The 18,660-nt window shown below is 71.3% G+C and carries 16 protein-coding genes and 2 pseudogenes; 8 read left to right on the top strand and 10 right to left on the bottom strand.

What is annotated here, in order from left to right; all coding sequences use genetic code 11:
- Positions 1 to 425: 425 nt before the first annotated feature.
- Entirely contained in the window at positions 426 to 1,313 is an 888-nt protein-coding gene (locus FRZ03_RS20225; protein ID WP_146466564.1) for a GNAT family N-acetyltransferase, read from the bottom strand.
- Between FRZ03_RS20225 and FRZ03_RS41240 the strand changes: the two are divergent.
- Positions 1,312 to 1,742, top strand: a pseudogene (locus FRZ03_RS41240) (restriction endonuclease); the annotation flags it as partial. The gene FRZ03_RS20225 and the pseudogene FRZ03_RS41240 sit on opposite strands and share 2 nt — an antisense overlap.
- A 514-nt stretch (positions 1,743 to 2,256) precedes the next feature.
- A complete protein-coding gene (locus FRZ03_RS20210) occupies positions 2,257 to 4,089 on the top strand; it encodes a cholesterol oxidase substrate-binding domain-containing protein (RefSeq protein WP_146466563.1) in 1,833 nt (610 codons plus the stop codon).
- Between the two features lie 347 nt (positions 4,090 to 4,436).
- On the opposite strand, the pseudogene FRZ03_RS20205 reads toward FRZ03_RS20210, so the two are convergent.
- Both FRZ03_RS20205 and FRZ03_RS20200 read right to left on the bottom strand, forming a co-directional pair.
- Positions 4,437 to 5,558 (bottom strand): annotated as a pseudogene (locus tag FRZ03_RS20205) (epoxide hydrolase family protein).
- 18 nt (positions 5,559 to 5,576) lie between these two features.
- Complete coding sequence (locus FRZ03_RS20200) at positions 5,577 to 7,055, bottom strand: MFS transporter (RefSeq protein WP_146466562.1); 1,479 nt, start codon at positions 7,053 to 7,055, stop codon at positions 5,577 to 5,579.
- 51 nt (positions 7,056 to 7,106) lie between these two features.
- On the opposite strand from FRZ03_RS20200, the gene FRZ03_RS20195 reads away from it, so the two are divergent.
- Together FRZ03_RS20195 and FRZ03_RS20190 are read left to right on the top strand one after the other, a co-directional pair.
- Positions 7,107 to 7,691 carry a CGNR zinc finger domain-containing protein gene (locus FRZ03_RS20195; RefSeq protein WP_146466561.1) on the top strand — a complete coding sequence of 195 codons (585 nt, stop codon included), beginning with the start codon at positions 7,107 to 7,109 and terminating at the stop codon, positions 7,689 to 7,691.
- 273 nt (positions 7,692 to 7,964) lie between these two features.
- Positions 7,965 to 8,312 (top strand): VOC family protein, encoded by a 348-nt coding sequence (locus tag FRZ03_RS20190; RefSeq protein WP_146466560.1) that lies wholly within the window; start codon positions 7,965 to 7,967, stop codon positions 8,310 to 8,312.
- Positions 8,313 to 8,900: 588 nt separating this feature from the next.
- On the opposite strand, the gene FRZ03_RS20180 is transcribed toward FRZ03_RS20190, so the two are convergent.
- Positions 8,901 to 10,163, bottom strand: coding sequence for a beta-ketoacyl-[acyl-carrier-protein] synthase family protein (locus tag FRZ03_RS20180; protein ID WP_146466559.1), 1,263 nt, complete (start codon positions 10,161 to 10,163; stop codon positions 8,901 to 8,903).
- A 67-nt stretch (positions 10,164 to 10,230) separates the two neighbouring features.
- On the opposite strand from FRZ03_RS20180, the gene FRZ03_RS20175 reads away from it, so the two are divergent.
- Positions 10,231 to 10,848 carry a TetR/AcrR family transcriptional regulator gene (locus FRZ03_RS20175; RefSeq protein ID WP_146466558.1) on the top strand — a complete coding sequence of 206 codons (618 nt, stop codon included), beginning with the start codon at positions 10,231 to 10,233 and terminating at the stop codon, positions 10,846 to 10,848.
- A 224-nt stretch (positions 10,849 to 11,072) separates the two neighbouring features.
- Here the strand turns inward: FRZ03_RS20175 and FRZ03_RS20170 are convergent, their stop codons facing one another.
- Positions 11,073 to 11,285 carry a hypothetical protein gene (locus FRZ03_RS20170; protein ID WP_146466557.1) on the bottom strand — a complete coding sequence of 71 codons (213 nt, stop codon included), beginning with the start codon at positions 11,283 to 11,285 and terminating at the stop codon, positions 11,073 to 11,075.
- Positions 11,286 to 11,485: 200 nt separating this feature from the next.
- Positions 11,486 to 12,244 (bottom strand): AraC family transcriptional regulator, encoded by a 759-nt coding sequence (locus FRZ03_RS20165; RefSeq protein ID WP_146466556.1) that lies wholly within the window; start codon positions 12,242 to 12,244, stop codon positions 11,486 to 11,488.
- 83 nt (positions 12,245 to 12,327) lie between these two features.
- Between FRZ03_RS20165 and FRZ03_RS20160 the strand changes: the two genes are divergently transcribed.
- On the top strand, positions 12,328 to 13,140 hold the full coding sequence (locus FRZ03_RS20160; RefSeq protein ID WP_146466555.1) for a sulfite exporter TauE/SafE family protein: 813 nt from the start codon (positions 12,328 to 12,330) through the stop codon (positions 13,138 to 13,140).
- A gap of 140 nt (positions 13,141 to 13,280) precedes the next feature.
- On the opposite strand, the gene FRZ03_RS39240 is transcribed toward FRZ03_RS20160, so the two are convergent.
- The 4 genes from FRZ03_RS39240 to FRZ03_RS20145 all read right to left on the bottom strand — a co-directional run bounded on the left by FRZ03_RS39240 (position 13,281) and on the right by FRZ03_RS20145 (position 16,013).
- Positions 13,281 to 13,442, bottom strand: coding sequence for a hypothetical protein (locus tag FRZ03_RS39240; RefSeq protein ID WP_186785522.1), 162 nt, complete (start codon positions 13,440 to 13,442; stop codon positions 13,281 to 13,283).
- Between the two features lie 91 nt (positions 13,443 to 13,533).
- On the bottom strand, positions 13,534 to 14,088 hold the full coding sequence (locus tag FRZ03_RS20155; protein ID WP_261399268.1) for an SDR family NAD(P)-dependent oxidoreductase: 555 nt from the start codon (positions 14,086 to 14,088) through the stop codon (positions 13,534 to 13,536).
- 15 nt (positions 14,089 to 14,103) lie between these two features.
- Positions 14,104 to 14,754: a response regulator transcription factor gene (locus FRZ03_RS20150; protein ID WP_146466554.1), complete on the bottom strand. Its 651-nt coding sequence runs from the start codon at positions 14,752 to 14,754 to the stop codon at positions 14,104 to 14,106.
- The gene (locus FRZ03_RS20145; protein WP_146466553.1) at positions 14,742 to 16,013 is read right to left on the bottom strand and encodes a sensor histidine kinase; all 1,272 of its coding nucleotides are present in this window, start codon (positions 16,011 to 16,013) and stop codon (positions 14,742 to 14,744) included. Before FRZ03_RS20145 ends, FRZ03_RS20150 begins: the two co-directional genes overlap by 13 nt.
- 135 nt (positions 16,014 to 16,148) lie before the next feature.
- On the opposite strand from FRZ03_RS20145, the gene FRZ03_RS20140 reads away from it, so the two are divergent.
- Together FRZ03_RS20140 and FRZ03_RS20130 are read left to right on the top strand one after the other, a co-directional pair.
- The gene (locus FRZ03_RS20140; RefSeq protein ID WP_146466552.1) at positions 16,149 to 16,664 is read left to right on the top strand and encodes a hypothetical protein; all 516 of its coding nucleotides are present in this window, start codon (positions 16,149 to 16,151) and stop codon (positions 16,662 to 16,664) included.
- Positions 16,665 to 17,356: 692 nt separating this feature from the next.
- Positions 17,357 to 18,553 (top strand): IS110 family RNA-guided transposase, encoded by a 1,197-nt coding sequence (locus FRZ03_RS20130; protein ID WP_146466550.1) that lies wholly within the window; start codon positions 17,357 to 17,359, stop codon positions 18,551 to 18,553.
- Positions 18,554 to 18,660 lie beyond the last annotated feature (107 nt).

The following is an 18,660-nucleotide window of genomic DNA, read 5'->3' as shown; positions in this document are numbered from 1 at the left end:
CGAGGACGGCATATCGCCCGACGGAAGAGCGGTCCCGGACCCCATCGACCCGCTGCGTGAGGTCGACATTCCGAGGGCCTGGCCGGACGCCGGGGCGCTCTTGCGGGTAGCGCCCGGCTGGGTGCCTGCCACTGAGCTGTGTCCTCGGCGCCCGTCTGGCGGGCGAGGGCGATGGTGCGGCCGACGTACTGCAGGCATCCTTCGCCGTCGAACCGGACGAACAGCAGTGTCCGCGGCGCGGTCAGGGAGCCGGCGACTGCGCCGACGATCACCTCGCTCGTCCCGCGGACCTGCTGGCGAAGAGACAGTATTTCGGTTCATGCGCTATTCGCGCAGCGGTCCGCGGCAGATGGTGCGCAAAGCCCGCCGTATCTCCGATGCGGGAGCTACTGGCGAGCATTCCTGGGCCGTTGTCCAGAGGCCGGTCATCCGGCCTCTGGTGCGCCGTAGGAGAACCTGTATCCGGCAAAGTCGGCGAGATGGACGTAGCCGATGCGCTGGTAGAGGGCGTTGCTCGTGGGATTGTCCGGGTCTGTGAACAGGACGACGTCCGTCGCCCCTGCGGCCTGTGCGGCTCTGCTCGCCTCGACGGTCACCGCACCGGCGTAGCCGCGGCCGCGGAAGTGGGCCGGGGTATAGACGGGATCCACCCGGACCATGCCGCCGACGACCGAGGTCGAGGCCGCCATCGAGACGGGGACGCCCTGCGGGGTCTCCCAGAACATGAAGTGCCTGTCGCCGAAACGCGAGTCGTCCCAGGAGCCGGCGTCGATCAAGTCGATGGAACGCTGCTCCCCGACGTCGACGCAGAACTCACGGCACCAGCGCATGATGTGGTCACGGTCCTCACGGCCCGTGAGGCGGCCCCGGCCCTCCGGGCGCGGCTGCGGCGGGGTGAGCGTGCCGAGACGGTAGAGATGCGTCTTCCAGAAAGGTTCCGACGCCGCGCCCGTGTGCTTCTGCCATGACTCCGAGAAGGCGCCAGCGGTGTCGTGCTCCGCGATGACCTGGGCGGGTGAGTGACCGAGACCTGCCAGGTGTGCAGCGAGGGTGTCGGTCTGCTCGGCGGAGAGCGGAGTGAGGCCCAGGCGGCCGAGGGGGGTGAGATAGAAGATCGCGAGAACCTCACCCTGTGACTCCAGTCGGCCGAAAACGGCGGCTTCGTCGTCGGACTCGGCCGCCCTGTGGGTCCGCAGCTTCTCGATGTCCGTCAGCGGCGTGTTATGCAGGGCGGCGCGCGAGCGCAGGAAGTGCCCAGCTCGGGCGAGGAAGGCGTCGACGTCCTGAGTGAGGTGCCAGTCATCCGGATGCATGCTTCATGTTCCCGGACGACCTCGACTCGGGGCCGCTCCTTCAACTCCTTTCCGCCACGTCCCGTCCTGTCGTTTGGTGCGGGCGCGGGCGAGTCGCGGGCAAGTAGTCGGACCAGTTCTCGCCGGCCATGGCTGCGAAGCGTTGGCAGTCCTGGCCTTAACCGGCCCGGACACGCTCGTCGAACGCGACTACGAGCGGATCGCCCTCCAGCTCACCGGCCACGACCGCGCCGTCGCCTCCGACGTCCGCCGCCGCGCCGCCCAACTGCCAAAGGACAACGGCCCCCGGGCGCTCGCCGGCGTCGTCCTGCGCGAGGCGGAAGGCCGGCTGTCCGCGACGACCGAGGGGATCGTGCGCTGCGCCAGAACCGCGCCCGCCTCGTCCGCGCCCTCTACGAACGCCTGGACCGCTGGGAGGCGGCGCGCCCCCAGGGCCGTGTGACCACCTTCCGCACCCGGCGCGACCACGGGCCCGGGTGCGGAGGGCTGCACCCTCGGCAGGCTTACGCGGGTGTCGGTTCCTGGCGCAGCGATGCCAGCGGAGAGCGCCGGGCTTTCTCCACCACGCGCAGCCGCTCCCAGTCGACTTCGGGGTGGGCGGGGACGACCGCGTCGACGGACGCCGTGGTCAGAGCGCGACGGCGACGGCCCCGGCCCGGCTCTGGACGACGTGCTGTTCGCCGACGTCTGGCAACGGCCCGAGCTGTCGCCAGGCCACCGCAGTCCGATCTCCCTCGCCCCCCGATAGCCCTCGCCTACAGCGGGCGGGCCGGGCAGGCGTCTTGCATGGCAGGAGTCCCCAGGAGGGGCCGGTTCGCAGGTCATTCACTCGTTCAAGTGAATAGGTAGAACGTATGACCGCGGGGCCTTCTTCGCTGGGTAACGTGCGTGCTCGACCGGCCCGGCAGGGCCGGTTCGGAGCGCGGGTCAGAGGGGTGCGGGGATGACGGACGGTCCTTCGAACCAGGGCGGCGGGCTGTCGCGGCGCAGGCTGCTCGCGTCGTCGGCCGCCGCGGGCGGCGCGGTCTGGTTGCTGCGCGGGCTGGTCCGGCCGGGCAGCGCCTACGCGGCCTCGGCAGCGCCGCCGGGCTTCCCGGCCGGGATCGACGTCTATCAGCGCGCCTACGAGAACTGGGCCGGTGAGATTCGTAGCGACCAGCTGTGGACGTGCGCGCCGCGCAGCCCCCAGGAGGTGCTCGACGTCGTCAACTGGGCCTACGGCGCCGGCTGGACCGTACGCGCGCAAGGGCAGCGGCATGGCTGGGCCCCCCTCACGGTGGCCGACGGCACACCCGCCGCGGCCAGGGTCGTCCTGCTGGACACCACCGCACACCTCACGGCGATGTCGCTGGAGCAGCAGGCCGCCGACGGGTCGGCCCGGGTCCGGGCCCAGGCCGGCGCCTCGCTGGAGACGCTGCTCGCGTTCGCCGGCGAGGGCGGATACGGGGTCGCCTCCGCGCCGGCACCCGGCGATCTGTCGGTCGGTGGCGCACTTGCCATCGGCGCGCACGGCACGGCCGTTCCCGCCGTCGGCGAGAGCCCGTCGTCCGGCCACGGCTACGGCTCGCTGAGCAACCTGGTCACCGAGCTGACCGTGGTCGTCTGGGACGACGCCGCCGGCCGCTACGTCCTGCGGACCGTCGGCCGAGCCGAGCCCGACTGTGATGCGCTCCTCACTCACCTCGGCCGCTCGCTCGTCACCGAGGCCGTCGTGCGGGTGGGCACCGACCACCATCTGCGCTGCCAGTCCATTCTGGACATCCCCGCCACCGAGCTGTTCGCCGCCCCCGGTGCTCCTGCCGGCACGCGTACCCTGGCCAACTTCGTGGACCGCACCGGCCGGGTCGAGGCGATCTGGTTCGCCTTCACCGACTGCCCCTGGTTGAAGGTCTGGAGTGTCGCCCCGAAGCGGCCGCTCACCGCCCGCGCGGTCGACGAACCGTACAACTACCCGTTCTCCGACTCCCTCCCCGAGCCGGTGGCCCGGCTGGCCGGGGACCTGGTCTCCGGGGCGTGGGCGAGCGCGCCGCTCTTCGGGCAGGTCCAGTACCTGCTGGCCAAGGTCGCGTTGACCGGCGACATCACCGACGTCCTGCTCTCGGGGACCCTCGTGCGGGACGTGCTGACCGGCGACGTGCTCACCCACCTGCTGGCAGGCGGTCTGCGCTCTGATCTGTGGGGGGCCTCCCGCAACCTGCTGCAGTACGTGCGGCCCACCACGCTGCGCGAGACCGCCAACGGCTACGCCGTCCTCACCCGCCGCGCCGATCTGCAGTGGGTGGTCAGCCAGTTCACCGGCTTCTACCGCACGCTGCTCGCCCGGTACGCGGCGCGCGGCGAGTACCCGGTCAACGGCCAGGTGGAGATCCGGGTGACCGGTCTGGAGGACCCGCTCGTGTGCGGCGTTCCCGGCGCGCGGCCCCCGCTGCTGTCCGCCCTGCGGCCGCGCCCCGACCGGCCGGACGTCGACACCGCCGTGTGGTTTGACGTCCTCTCCCTGCCGACGACACCCGCCCTGCACCGCTTCTACCGCGACATCGAGCAGTTCCTCCTGGCCCTGGACGGGGACCGGGCGACGGTTCGCGTGGAATGGTCCAAGGGCTGGGCCTACAGCGACACCGCCGCGTGGTCCGACCCAGACGTCCTCACCCGTGCCATCCCCGCCAGCCAGCGCGCCGGGGGCGGGCCGGGCTGGGACCAGGCGGTCGCGATTCTCGACCGACTCGACCCCCACCACGTGTTGTCCAGCCCGTTCCTCGACGCGCTGCTGCGCTGAGCGGGCGGCAGAGCCGGACTTCCGCCGGCGGAGGCGAAACACCGCCGCGACGTAGCGGTCGGGATGTACCGCGACGAAGACCGGAAGGGGGCCGGCGCCGGAGGTGAGCGCCCCCGGGGGCCCCGGTGACGATGCCGTCGATCTGCTCGATCGGCTCGCCGATGGGCCGCTATGAGCACCGACATGTCTCGCACCGTAGTGCTGCTTCGCCATTCGAAGCCGACTCCTCGTTCGAGGGGGGATCGCCGGCGTCCGCTCGCCGAGCGTGGCCGTCGTTTTGCCGGCAACCCGGGGGAGGGGCAGGACCATCCCCCGGGCGCGGGCTTCCCAGAGGCTGGCACGGACGGTCAGCGGAACAGGCGGAAGAACCCGCGTACCTGCTTGACCAGCGACTCCGGCTGCTCCAGCGCGGCGAAGTGGCCACCATGCGGCAACTCCTCGAACCAGCGCAGGTCGGTGAACCGCAGCTCGGCCTCCCGCCTCGACGGGCGGGTTATGTCGCGCGGGTAGACCGACAGCCCGGATGGCGCGGTCACCTTGTCCCGGAAGTTGGCGAAGCTCTCCCAGTACAGGCGCGCCGACGACGTGGCCGACGCGGTGAACCAATAGACCGAGATCTCGTCGAGGATCGTCTGCCGCGACAACGCGTCCTCGGGATGGCCGTCGTTGTCCGTCCACGCCCAGAACTTCTCGGCGATCCAGGCGGCCTGCCCCGACGGGGAGTCGGCGAGGCCGTAGCCGAGCGTCTGCGGCCGGGTCGCCTGGATCGCCGAGTACCCCCGGCCGGTGCGCTGCATCTCGTTCTCGGCCTCGAGGTTCGCCAGTTCCGCGGGCGTTGGGTCGTCGAACGTGCCCGCCGCCACGGATCCCAGGTTCACGTGCACGCCGGCGACCCGCTCGGGCGCCACCTCGCCCAGCGCCGCGGACACCGCCGAACCCCAGTCCCCGCCCTGCGCGCCGTATCGTTCGTAACCCAGCGAGACCATCAACGTGTCCTAGGCGCGCGCGGTGCGAGTGATGCCCCACCCGGTCGTCGACGGCTTGTCACTCCAGCCGTACCCGGGCAACGACGGCGCGACCACGTGGAACGCGTCCGCCGGGTCACCGCCGTGCGCGCGCGGGTCGGTCAGCGGGCCGAGGACCTCCAGGAACTCGAGCACCGAACCCGGCCACCCGTGCGTGAGCACGAGCGGGAACGCGTCCGGCTCAGGCGAGCGGACGTGCAGGAAGTGGATGCCCAGCCCGTCGATCGTGTCGCGGTACTGCGGGAACACGTTGAGCCGCTCGGCGAACCCGAAGTCGTAGTCCTCGGCCCAACTGCGGCAAAGCTCCTGCGCATACGACAGCGGCAAACCCTGTGACCAGTCGTCCACCGGCTCGCGCTCGGGCCACCGTGTCCGTCGCAATCGTTCACGCAGGTCCGCGATCTCGGCTTCGGTGATGCTGACCTCGAACGGCTCGGCGGACATGGCAAGGCTCCTTACTGGTCAAGGCGTTATCGGATCAGATGCAGGTGGACCGTCATCGCGGGTCCCACGGGTGGCGTCGGGGCCGGGGCAGCGGTCGGCGGTAGGGCGCCGGGTCAGGCTGAGGACGAGTCCGGCCAGGGGGAGTGCCGCGAGCACGGCGAGGGCCACCGGCACCGGCACGATGCCGGACAGACCCGCGACAACGGCCGGACCGATCCCGCCACCCAGCGCGTTCACGAAGTTGAGCAAGCCCTGTGCGGTGTCGCGGTCGTGAACGGCGACCAGGTCCGGCGCGAGGCTCACCAGTACGGCTTGGGCGCCGGCGAACCCGCAGACGGCCAACGCCGTGCCGACGACGATCGGGATCGGCCCGGTGAAGATCGCGACCACGAGCACGCCGACGACGGTGAGCGCCGCAAGCCCGGCCGACACCTGCCAGCCGGCGAACCGGTCGGTCAAGGTGCCGACCAGCCGCCCGGCCGGCACCGAGCAGGTGGCGGCCGGGACCAAGAGCAAGCCGGCTTCCAGGGGGCCACCGCCCGTGGCCTGCTCGATCAGAGACGGGGCGCGGAACAGCACCCCGTAGTAGCCGGCGAAGACGGTCCCGCCGATGAGCCCGGCCGCCAGGAAGCCGCGGGATGCGATCACCCGCCGAGGCACGAACCCGTCGGGCGTGCTTCGCACGCGCCACCACAGCCCCGCGGCGGCGAGCGCCCCGGCGGCAGCCACGACGAGCGTGACCGCAGCGGGCAGGCCGACCGAGTGGGCCTGCAGCAACGTGATCAAGGAGCCGGCGAGTACCGACAGCACGGCCGCGCCGACGATATCGACTCGCCCGGTCGAGCCGTTTCGCTCGCCGCTACCGCTCCGCGTCGGCGCGCGCCTGATCGGCAAGGCGGCCGGCAGGAGAGGCAGTGCGAGGACCGGGATCGCGAGCACGGCACGCCACCCGAGCCATGCGGTCACCGCCCCGCCCAACAGCGTCCCGCACCCCGACGCCGTCGCGCCGGCGGCCGCGATGATTCCCACGGCGCGATTCCGTTGCCGCCCGGGAAGGGCGGTGGCCGCGGCAAAGACGGCGATCACGGTCGCGCCCGCCCCGGCACCGCCGATCAGTCGGCCGATGATCACGACGGGCAGTTCCGGCCCGGCTCCGGCGAGGGCGGAGCCCGCGGCGAGCGCCACGACCCCGGCGACGAGGACCTGGAAGGGGCTCCAGCGGACCAGCAGCCGTCCCGTGACCGGCATCGCGAGCGCGGAGGTCAGCGACCACGCGGCGAGAATCCATGCGGTGGCCCCGAACCGCACCGCGAGTGCGCGGCCGATGGCCGGCAGAGCCACCGACGGCGCTCCCAGTGCCACGTACATCGGCAGCACCAGCATCCCCAAAGACAGCCCCAGCCGACGCCCGTCCGGGGCGTCGGTTCGCTCCGGTGCCGGGGCCCCTCCAGACGGGATCGTCTGCGACGACGTCCCCTGCCGGGTACGTTGTGACATGCGAAAGCTCCTTTGCGTGTAACATTACGGAGCAGTGAGGAGACACGTCAAATGCCGGATGCGTATTACAGCCCATTGGTGGTCCAGACGGCCGTCGACCTGGCCAACACCTTGAGGCCGGTCAAGGGAGAGGACACGCTCGAGTCCGTGGAGCAGCTCCGGGACTTCCTTGACGACCATCCCGCGGCTGAGCGTCCGACTTCGGCCGCGAACCGAGGGACCGGTCTGCGGCATCTCACCCGCGCCGACCTGGCGGAAGTACGTGCGTTGCGCGAGACGGTGCGTAAGGTGCTCGAACGGGCGAACGCGGACGCGGTCGAAGCCGCGGCTCTGATCAACGACGGTCTGCGTCGCAGCCGCGCCACCCCGGTACTGCGCCACGAGGACGGCCGCTGGTGGACCGAGGTGACCTCCGACACCGACCGCTGCGCGGCGCACCTTGCCGCGACGACGCTCAGCGCACTGGCCTCCGTCATCGCCACGCTCGGTCCCGCTCGTCTCGGCGTATGTGCCGGGCCGACCTGCCGGGCCACCTTCGTGGACCTCTCGCGCAACGGCTCGAAGCAGTACTGCACCCGAACCTGCTCACACCGGGCCAGCGTCGCGGCCTACCGGAGCCGGCGCAGCCCGCGTTGAGCGCCGGCACCTGACCCTGCCGGGCCGGGGCCGGGGCTTCGTCCGAGCCCGCCTTCGACGAACTCGACCGGGCTCCCGAGGGTGTCTGGGCGCTCAGGACGGTATCGAGGTCGTCGGTGCGGACGCCGACGGAGAGGAGGGCGTACGCCGCTGGCGGGGCCGTCGGGCACAACTGCCCCTACCGGGGCGTGTATCGAAAGTGTGTGCGGCGGTGGATGTGTCGTAGTACTCCTGGGGAGGCAGAGACACTGTCGTTCTCGTTTGGAGTCGCCGATGGCCGTTCGCCGTGTCGTGCCCAACATCCAGTCGGAGGCCGCGCAGGAGAGCCGGGAGTTCTATGGCCTACTGGGCTTCGAGGAGGTCATGAACCACGGTTGGATCATGACGCTCGCGTCCCCGTCCAGCCCGGCAGCGCAAATCAGCGTCATGACCGGCGACAAGACCGCGCCCCTCACCCCCGACATGAGTGTCGAGGTGGACGACGTGGATGCGGCTTATGCGGTCATGCGGGCGAGCGGCGCGGAGATCATTCACTCCTTGCAGGACGAGGAGTGGGGCGTGCGGCGGTTCTTCGTCCGTGACCCCAGCGGACGGGTGGTCAACGTGCTGGGCCACCGCTGACGGCCCTCCCGCGTCCCTGGTGAAAACGCTGGTCACAGCCACTCGTTGATGGCCGCGACGAGGACGGTTGCCTCGTCGCGGACCGCAAGTTGGTCGTATCGCGTAGCCACGGCACGGTGCCTTTTGAGCCGATTGATGCCGCACTCGACCGCGTGCCGAGCCTTTGTAGTCCCGGGTCGAACTTGAGTGGCCGACCGCCGCGAGAGCTGAGCTTCTTGCGGTTGCGGGCCTGGTCGGCCTTGTCCGGGATGGCGCAACGGATGCCCCGGCGCCGCAGATAGGCGCGGTTCTTGCGGGAGGCGTACGCCTTGTCGGCTTGTCGGCGCGCACTCGCTTCGGCCGGGTGCGCGGCCTGCCCGACCCCGGTCGGGGCACCCGGACCCGGCCCAGAACGGCTTCGAACTGCGGGGAGTCCCGGCGCTGCCCGGTGGTGACCACGATGGACATGGGTTTCTGCCCCTGCTCGACCGCCAGGTGCAGTTTGGTGGTCAGGCCGCCGCGGGAGCGCCCCAGCCCGTGGTCATCGGGCTCGACGGCGACGCCGCCGGGCGGCTCTTTTTGGCGTCGGCCCGGGCCTTCTGCGGCCGGTCATGGTGTGGTCGAAGCCGTACGGGACGCGTGGTGCCGTGCGCCGGTGACGATGAGTGAGACGTTCTGCCCACCGAAGCCGAAGGAGTTGCTGAGCACGGCTTCCTGGGGGACGTCTCGTCGCTCTGCGACGACATCGAGATCGATGTCGGGACCGACGCCGGCCGCGGTGATGTTGCGGGTCGGCGGGATGACGCCGTGCTCCACACTGAGGACGGCGATGAGCGCTTCGATCGCGCCGGCGGCGCCAAAGAGATGACCGAGCGCCGCCTTGGGGGCCGTCACGGAGGCGCGGCCGAAGACCTTCCTGATCGCGTGCGCCTCGGCGATGTCGCCGACAGGAGTTCCGGTGGCATGGGCGTTGATGTGGCTGATCTGCTCGGGAGCCAAACCGGCTTGCGCGAGGGCCTTCTGCATGGCCGAGATCTGACCGGAGCCGTCGGCAGCGGGCGCCGTGATGTGGTGAGCGTCGGCGGCGATGCCGGCACCCGCGAGTACCGCGTGGACGCGCGCGCCTCGGGCGCTGGCGTGCTCGGCGCTTTCGAGCACCACGACCGCGGCGCCTTCACTCAGGACGAATCCGCTGCGGTCTGCGGCGAACGGCCGGGACGCTGACGCGGGTTCAGCGGTGTAACGCGACAGTGCTTGCGCCTGGACGAAGCCGGCGACGGTGATCGGGGTGATCGCGGCCTCGGTCCCGCCCGCGATGACCACGTCCGCCTCGCCGGCACGGATGAGCCTGGCTCCCAGGGCGATCGCCTCGGCACCGGAGGAGCACGCCGAGACGGGCGTGTAGACCCCGGCCCGTGCACCGTATTCGATACTGATCAGCGCCGCCGCCGCATTGGGCATGAGCATCGGGACCGTGCGTGGCGAGACGCGCCGCGTCCCGGCCGCCTCCAGCACGTCGTCTTCCTTTAGCAGCGTCCGTACGCCCCCGATGCCCGTGCCGATCGATGATGCGAGCCGGTCAGGATCGACCCGCGGGGCACCGGCATCGGCCCAGGCTTCCGCCGCCGCGGTGAGGGCTGCCTGCTGCGAGCGGTCCAGCCGCCTGGCCTGCACCGGCAGCAGCGACTCGGCGGGGTCGCTTGCCATCGTCCCCGCGACGGTGTCGGGAAGGCCGATGTCCTCTTGGCCTCGCAGGGCGCCGCCGCGGATGCCGGACTCGCCGGCGAGCAGGGCTGTCCAAGTCGACTCCACGTCTCCGCCGAGTGGTGTGATCGCGCCGAGCCCGGTCACGACGACTTCAGTCCGGTGCATGCCCTTGAACCTTTCTTGTATGCGATACAAGCTGACGGGGCCTTGTTGTATCACATACAATTTCGGTGTGGAGAAGAAGCGGACTGAAGCTCGGTCAACGTCGGCGCGCTCACGTGACCGCGGTCGCGCCACGAGGCGTCGGCTGATTGAGGCAACTGCCCGGCTCTGCAAGGAGCGGCCCGGTGCCGAGGTGAGCGTCGCGGAGATCGCGAACGCGGCAGGCGTCTTCCCCAATCAGGTCACGTACTACTTCGGCTCCAAGGACTCGCTACTCGTGCACGCCGCCTTTCTCGGCTTGCTGCACGACGCCCGACGGATCGAGCGCCTCGGCCGCCAAGCCCCCGATGCGGCGACATTTCGGCGCAACATCGCCCGCGCCGTACTGGCCATGCCCTCGCTCCCGTCGGTCGCGCGAGCACTCGCCGCCGGGATCTCCAAGCCCGAACTCGCCCCGGTGGTCGACCGGCACCTCCAGTTGCTGTTCCGGCAATCCGAGCGCTTCGTGCGCCAGTTCGTCGACAGTCGCGGCTGGAGGGCCCGTCGACCGCTCGACGTGGAGGCCAGGACGTTCTGGAGCACCGCACTCGGCGCAGTGCTGCTCGTCCGCGCCGGCGCACACGGCACTGTCGCCGACCTCGACCTCGCCGGAGCATTGACCATCCACGACGAACCCGAACCCGGCTAGTGCTGTGGCCGGGAGGGTTTGCCGGGCGTCGCGAGCCGGTGAACCTTTCCGGTCGCAGCACTAGCTCGGTCGAACGGTCCTGCGGGGACGATGTGCGCGGTTCCCGCGCGACGGTGGCCTTGTCACGTTCGCCGTCGCCGACGAACTCCACTGTTGCAACCGGAGCGAGGCGTCAAGAACCTGCTTGCCGGCAACAACTAGTTGTCCGGTTGGCCTCGATGTGATCATCCAGGGGCCGCTCGACGGAGATCGCGCCCGGCGAATTCCGGATTGGCGGCGCCAACGGCCCTGTTGTGGATGTCGCGGAAGTTCGAGCGCATCCTGCCGAGCTCGTCGACGACATCCTTGGTCGTCTTGTCGTGTGCGGCCCGGCCGGCAGTCTCCAGCTTCTCGACGCTCTTGTCGAGCGCGTTCCGGATGTTCGTGTCTGTGTCCATGACGGCGGTGTGGAGCGCCGGGCTGCGGTGTCCGCCTTGGAGTACGGCAAGACCGAGCCCCGCCTGCCGAGCGCGACGCCTACGCCCGGCTGCTGGACGGGCTCGCGGAGTTCTACCCCGCCGACGCCACCGCCGCACCGGCCACGTTCACCGCCACGCCGGCCCCGGCGGTCGCGCAGACCGGCGCGGCTCGCCGTCGCTCAGTGTCTCAATGACGACGGGGGCACGGAGAAGGCGCGGGAGAAGGCGTAGGAGAACGCGGCCGGGGAGGAGTAGCCGAGCAGCGCCGACACCTGCGTGACGGACTTGTGACGGAGCAGCGGGATGGCGGCCAGCAGCCTGGCCCTGGCCCGCCAGGCGGCGGGACTCACGCCCGTCAACTGCCGGAAGCGGCGTGTGAAGGCGCGTTCGCTCATCGAGGCTGCCCGCGCCCACCCGGCGTTCGTGACTGCGATGTCCGGGCCCGCCAGATAGCGGCGGCACAGCTCGTCGAAGGGGGCCTCGTGCGGCAGGACGATGTGCAGGGGCACCTCGGTGAGCGTCGCCAGCTCGCAGAGGATCAGCGCGACGAGCGCGCCGTCCCGGTCGCGGGCCGCGTAGTCGGCGTCGAGGTCCGCGGCGGCGAGGAGCAGTTCCCGCAGCAGCGGCGCCACCTCGACCACCCGGCAGGAGCGCGGCCACCACGGCACCGCGTCCGGCTCGATGTACAGGCTCGACGTCCGCACGTCCAGCATCCGCACCTGGTGGCGCGTCCCGGGCGGGATGAGCACGGCCCGCTCGCCCGGCACCGTCCAGGCCCCTTCGCCGGTCTCCACCAGCATCGTCCCGGTGGCCGCGTACAGGAACTGCGCACGCCGGTGCTCGTGCCAGGTCAGCAAGGTGCCGGGCGGGTAGTCGGTCGCGATCGGGAGTACCTCGGCGGGCAGGTGGTCCAGCTCGGCGAGCGAGACATTGCGCATCTCACCAGCCTAGGGCCGAAACTCGAAAGCATCGGTGCTTTCTTCGATTGTCGGCACCGGGATCGTCCGCTGGACTTGGCCGGGTGACTGTTGTACTCCTCCTCGCCATCGGCGTGCTGACCGGGCTGACCACCGTGCTCTTCGGGTTCGGCGGCGGCTTCGTCACCGTTCCGGTCGTCGTCTGGGCCGACGCCGCCGCTGGCCCGGCCGCCTCGACGATCGCCGTGGCGACCTCCTCCCTCGTCATGGTCGTCAACGCGGCCGTCGCCACCGCCGCCACGCCGAGACCGCTGCTGACCGGACTGCGGCGCCGCCTCCTGCTGCTGGCGCTGCTCGGCGCCGGAGGGCTCGCCGGGGCCGTCGCGGCGACGTTCGCACCCCCGAGACTGATCACCTGGGGCTTCGTCCTCTACCTGGCCGCCACTCTCGTGGACGTACTCGTACGGCCGGGCTTCCTGCGCCCCGCGCACGACGGCCCGGCCGCGGACGGGACCGTCGCCGTCCCCGCCGCGCTCGGCGTGCCGATCGGCTCGGTGGCCTCGTTTCTCGGCGTCGGCGGCAGCGTGCTGACGGTGCCGCTGCTGCGCCGCTCAGGGCTGCCGATGGCTGCCGCCACCGCGCTCGCCAATCCCCTCACCTTCTGCATCAGCGCCCCCGCCTGCGCGCTCTTTCTGACGACGACCCCCGCGGCGGGCGACACGGTGGACACCGGTGCGCTCCTGCTCGCCGCCGGTTCGGTCGACCTCGGGACCGTCGCACTGCTCCTGCTGGGAGCCGTGCCCGTCGTCATTCTGCTGCGCCGCAGGCCGCCCCGTATCGCCGACCGGGTCCACGCCCGGGGCTACGTCGCCCTGCTGGCCCTCGTTCTCACCGCCATGCTGCTCCGCCTCCCGTGACCTCAGGGGGCGCGCGGCGGGCACCTGCGGCGCGGGCGCTCCCCAGCCGTCCGCGCACAGCGCCCCGTTCGACCGTATCGGTGTAGAGGGCGGCGGCGAGCCAGGCCAGGGCGCAGCGGTCGGGGTCGCTGGGAGCTGCGCTAGGGGAGCGCGGGATCATCGTGCGCGACGCCCAGCCGCGCTGGTTCGCTCCCGCACTCGGCCGGGAACAGCAGATCCTGCCCGCCGTCCAGGGCCCGGATCACCTGCTCGGCGGCCGGGACGGCACACAGCCGCCGCAGCGGTCTCGGTTGGTGGACCACGCGGGGGAAGGCCTCACTGAACGTTCCGGGTCGCCTTCGGGGTCGTCCGGCCCGGGGCGAGAACTGGCCACTCGGCAAGCGGGGCCAGTCGTCAGATTGACGCAGCCAGGTAGGCGGCCGCGGTGGCGATGTCCTCGGCGGTGCCCAGGCGTCCCAGGGGGTAGGAGTGCTCGATCTGCGCGTCGTGTGCGGTGCGTTCCTCTGCGGTCATGGGGGCGAGATAGGAGCGTTCGTACTGGGGAGTGCGGACGGCGCCGGGAGCGATGGCGTTGACACGGACTCCTTGGGGGCCGAGTTCGCTGGCCAGTGCCCGGGTCATGGAGTTGAGCGCTCCGCGGGTGGCGGAGTAGGCGGCCGAATGACGGCCGGCGACCATTTTGCGGGCCCAGTAGCTGCTGATGTTGATGATGCTTCCCCGAGCGTTCACGAGGGCGGGCAGGAGTTGCCGGCTCAGCAGCAGCGGCACCTGGACGTTGAGGTGCCACATGGTGTTCATCTCGTCGACCGTGGTGTCGGCAAGGGAGGCGAAGTGTGCGGTGCCGACGTTGTTGACGAGGGTGTCGAGCCGGTCGGTCAGGTTTCCGACGTGCGCGGCGATCCGGGCGGGGGCGTCGGGCGCGGAGAGGTCCGCGGGGACGGTGTGCACGGGCAGGTTCGCCTACTACGCGGTCGCGATGCCGAGGAAGCGCAGGACCGCCAGGACGCGGCGGTGGTCGGCGTCGGCCTTGGGCAGGTCGAGCTTGGTGAAGATGCTGTTGATGTGTTTGGCGACGGCGCTTTCGCTTATGACCAGTTCGGTGGCGACGCCGGAGTTGGACCGGCCGCCTGCCATCAGTTCTAGCACTTCCCGCTCGCGGGGGGTGAGCCGGTCGAGCGGATCGCTGTGCCGGCGTATCAGCAACTGTGCGACGACCTGTGGGTCGAGCGCGGTGCCGCCGGCCGCCACCCGGCGTACCGCCTCGGCGAACTCCTCGACGTCGGCTACCCGTTCTTTGAGCAGGTAGCCGACGCCCGAGGTATGGGCGGCGAGCAGATCGGCGGCGTAGCGCTCTTCCACGTACTGAGACAGCAGCAGCACGGCGGTACGCGGGTACTGGCGGCGGATCACCAGCGCGGCGCGTACGCCCTCGTCGGTGAAGCCGGGCGGCATGCGCACGTCGACCACGGCGATGTCGGGCCGGTGCTCCTCGACGGCCGCCAGCAGCCCTTCTGCGTCGGCGACTTGCGCGCACATCTCGAAGCCGGCCGCCTCCAGCACCTTGACCACGCCGATGCGCAGCAGGAGGGAATCCTCGGCGATCACGGCGCGCACGGCAGCTCCACGGTGATGACGGTCGGGCCCCCGGCGGGGCTGCGGCAGGACAACGTGCCGTCGACGGACGCGACGCGCTTGGCGAGCCCGGCGAGCCCGGTGCCGCCGGCCGCATCGAGATCCGCGCCGCCCGCTCCGTCGTCCGCGACGACCACCAGCAGTGTCTCCCCGATCCGCTCCACCGTCACGTCCGCCCGGGTCGCCTGGGCGTGTTTGACCACGTTTGTCAGGGCTTCGGAGACCACGAAGTACGCGACGGCCTCGACCGTGGGCGAGGGGCGCTGCGGCAGGTCCACCGCTACGCGCACCGGGATCGGGAGGCGGGCGGCGACCCCGGACAGCGCGGCGTCGAGGCCGCGGTCCTCAAGGACGGCCGGATGCAGGCCGCGCACCAGGTTGTTCAGCTCGGCGATCGCCTCCTTCGCCTGGCGGTGCGCCTCGTCGATCACCTTGCGGGCGTCCGCCGGCAGGTCGCCGAGGGTGGCTCTGGCCAGGCCCAGGTTGACGGCGAGTGAGACGAGGTGCTGCTGTGCTCCGTCGTGCAGGTCGCGCTCGATCCGCCGCCGCTCGGCGTCGGCGGCGTCGAGCACGCCGGCCCGGCTCTCGGCGAGGTCGGCGACCCGGCGGGCGAGCTTCTCCGTGCGGCTGGGGCCGAGCAGGACCTCGGCCGCCCGGGTCTCCAGCCGCACCAGAGCGCCGGTCAGCCGGGGCCCGAGGAACAGCAGGGCGAGGCCGCCGGCGGTGAGGTACGCGGCCTGCGTGCTGTACCCGAGGTCGGTGACCCGCCACTGCGGGGGCAGCGCCCAGATCCACACGTAGATGGAGGCGGCCACGAGAGCGGCGGCCCAGACGGCGAGGACGGCGAGGTCCAGGACGGCGAGCAGCGGACCCGCCACGGCGTGGTAGCAGACCTGCCGCCACAAGGCCCGGCCGGTCAGCCGGCGCACCGCCGTCTTCCAGTTGCCTCCCGGCCCGGGTGCGGCGGGACGCGGGAGGTCCTTGCCGACGAGCGCCCGGTAGCGCCGCCGCTGCCCGACGGTCAGCAGGGGGGTCACCACGAGCGTGAGCAGCACGGGCAGCGGAGTCACGGCCGCCGCGCCGGGCGCGTGCGTCAACGCCGCCATCGCGCCGAGCAGCCAGAGCCACAGTGGCACCACGGCAAGGTGGAGCGGCAGGCCGGCGGCGACGAGCGCGGTCCGGTGTCCCGCCCTGCGCAACGGCCGGCCCAGCACCAACTGCGGCCACGTCATGAGTTGCATGGGCCAAACGGTAAAGCCGCAGGCCATCCCCGTGCCATGACGCTCGCGCCCGGTTCGGGGGTGCACTTTTCTCCACCCCGGGTCGGCACCCTGCGTGACTGACGGCGCCCTGGTGCGCGGCGGAGGGTGGAGCACGTGAAGGGGAGAGCCGACGGGGAGCGGGAGAAGACGATGCGGCAACTGGACTGGTGCGATGAGGAAGTGGCCGATGCCAAGGGCTTCGACCGCGCCGAGGTCCTCCCGCTCCGCGAAGAGCCGGAGCAGCCGCGCCCGGCGCGGGGCATGCGGCGGGCCGGGTGGCTGCTGGTCGCCTGCGGGCTCGCCCTGCTGCCGTGGCTGTACGTGCTGGCCACCGGCCTGCCGGCCACCGCGACCGCGGCGCACTGGCCGGTCGCCTGGGTCGGGCTCGACGCGCTGGAGGCGCTCGGCCTGATCGCCACCGGCCTCCTCGCCGCCCGCGGCGACCGGCGGCACGCCCTGGGAGCCGCCGCGACCGCGACGCTGCTTGTGGTGGACGCCTGGTTCGACACCACGACCGCGGCCCCGGGCGGCGACTTCGCCACCGCGGTCGCCATGGCGCTCGGCGCCGAGCTGCCGCTCGCCGCGCTGTGCGGCCGGCTGGCGCTGCGGACGCTGAGCCGGCCCGCGTGACGCCGACCGCCCTACTACGTACCACGGACCGGATCGATCCACCGGAGAACACCATGCACCGCATCACCACCGCCCCCGTCGCCCCGATCCCGGCCCGGACCCGCTGGGTTCCGTCCGGACGATCATGTGCGGAGCCGGATGACGAGGGCTGCTGCGGTGACGGTGCCGAGGTAGGTGTGTCCGTGTTTGTCGTGTCGGGTGGCGACGGCTCTGGCGTGCTTGGGTTTGTTGATGGCCCGTTCGACGGTGTTGCGCTTCTTGTACCGCTCCTCTCTTGTACCGCTCCTCGTCGAAGCCCGGCGGCCGGCCGCCGCGTGAGCCTTTGCGCAGGCGTGCGGCCCGGCTGTCGGTCTTCTCCGGGACGGTGTGCCGGACGCCGCGAGATCTCCCCGCCCCGTGCCCGGACCAACGAGCAAGGCAGGTGAGGGACACATGATCGACCGGACAAGTCCTGGTCAGGCGGCTCTACCGTCTTGTTCGGGTTGATCGAGCCATTCGTAGGGTTGGGTCGCCCAGGGGTGCTGGGTGTGGCTATCAGGCGGCTGCCGTCTCGTGGCTTCCCTTGCTTCGCCGCCCAGCGCCCCACGACGACTCGGCCGCCGATTAGGAAGTGCGAACAAGTCGCTGTGTAGAGCAATGCCGGCGAGGTCGTCTGTGGCACGAACATCACGAACATGCGCGTCAGGAGCACGATGAGCCGGATATGGGCGGGGATCGACAGCGGCAAGGGCCACCATCACGGCATCGCTCTGGACGCAGACGGCAAGACGCTGCTGTCGCGGCGGATCGCCAACGACGAGCCCGAGCTGCTGAAGCTGATCGGTGACGTCCTGGACCTGGCCGATGGCCGCGAGGTCACCTGGGCCATCGACATGACCGGCGGGGAGCCCGCGCTCCTGCTGGCGCTGCTGGTCAACCACGGCCAGGAGATCCTTTACATCCCCGGCCGGCTGGTGAACCGGGCAGCCGACGGCTACCGCGGCGAGGGCAAGACCGACGCCCGCGACGCCTACGTGATCGCCGACCAGGCCAGGATGCGCCGCGACCTGCGGCCCATCCGCCCCGGCGACGAGGCCGCCGTCGAGCTCAAGCTGCTGACCGGGCGCCGTGCCGATCTGGTCGAGGACCGCACCCGTGTGGTCAACCGCCTGCGGAGCTCTCTGCTGAGCATGTTCCCGGCCCTGGAACGGGCTCTGGACGTGACCAACACCGGCCCTCTCAGGCTGCTGACGGGGTACCAGACCCCGGCCGCGATCCGACGGGTCGGCGTCTCGCGGCTGACGACGTGGCTGGCCAACCGCAAGGTCCGCAACGCGAGATCCCTGGCCGAGGCCGTGGTCGAGGCCGCCGAGCGCCAGCACACCGCCGTTCCCGGGGAGAAGACCACCGCAAAGCTGGTCCACACTCTGGCCGAGGAGGTGATGGCCCTCAACGAGCAGGTTTCCGAGATGGACAAGCTCATCGAGGGCCGGTTTCGCGAGCACGAACTCGCAGACATCGTCCTGAGCGTCCCGGGTATCGGGACCGTACTCGGCGCGGAGTTCCTGGCTGCGGTCGGCGGCAGCCTGGACGAGTTCGCTTCCCCGGACGCCCTGGCGGCCTTCGCCGGTGTTGCTCCCGCTCCACGCGACTCGGGCAAGGTCAGCGGCAACCTCCACCGGCCGGTCACCTACCACCGAAGACTCCAACGGGTCTTCTACACCTCGGCTCTGGTCAGCGTCCGCTACGACCCGAACTCGCGGAAGTTCTACGACCGCAAACGAGCTGAGGGCAAGAAGCACGTCCAGGCCGTGCTCGCCCTCGCCCGCCGACGCGTCAACGTCCTGTGGGCCCTGATCCGTGACCGACGCTGCTACCAAATCACACCTCCAGCCCCTGCAGCCGGTTGACAACAGCATTAGGAAGCAAAGGCCACCGAGCTGGACCGGTTCGGCGCCGACGGCCGGGCCCAGTACGCCCAGCGGCCCGGGGACCGGATCAGCGACACTCCCTGGCC

Source organism: Streptomyces misionensis (genome assembly GCF_007896895.1).
Taxonomy (GTDB): Bacteria; Actinomycetota; Actinomycetes; order Streptomycetales; family Streptomycetaceae; genus Streptomyces; species Streptomyces misionensis_A.
Note: the sequence above shows the minus strand (reverse complement) of the source record. Positions and strands in the feature narration are given on the sequence as shown.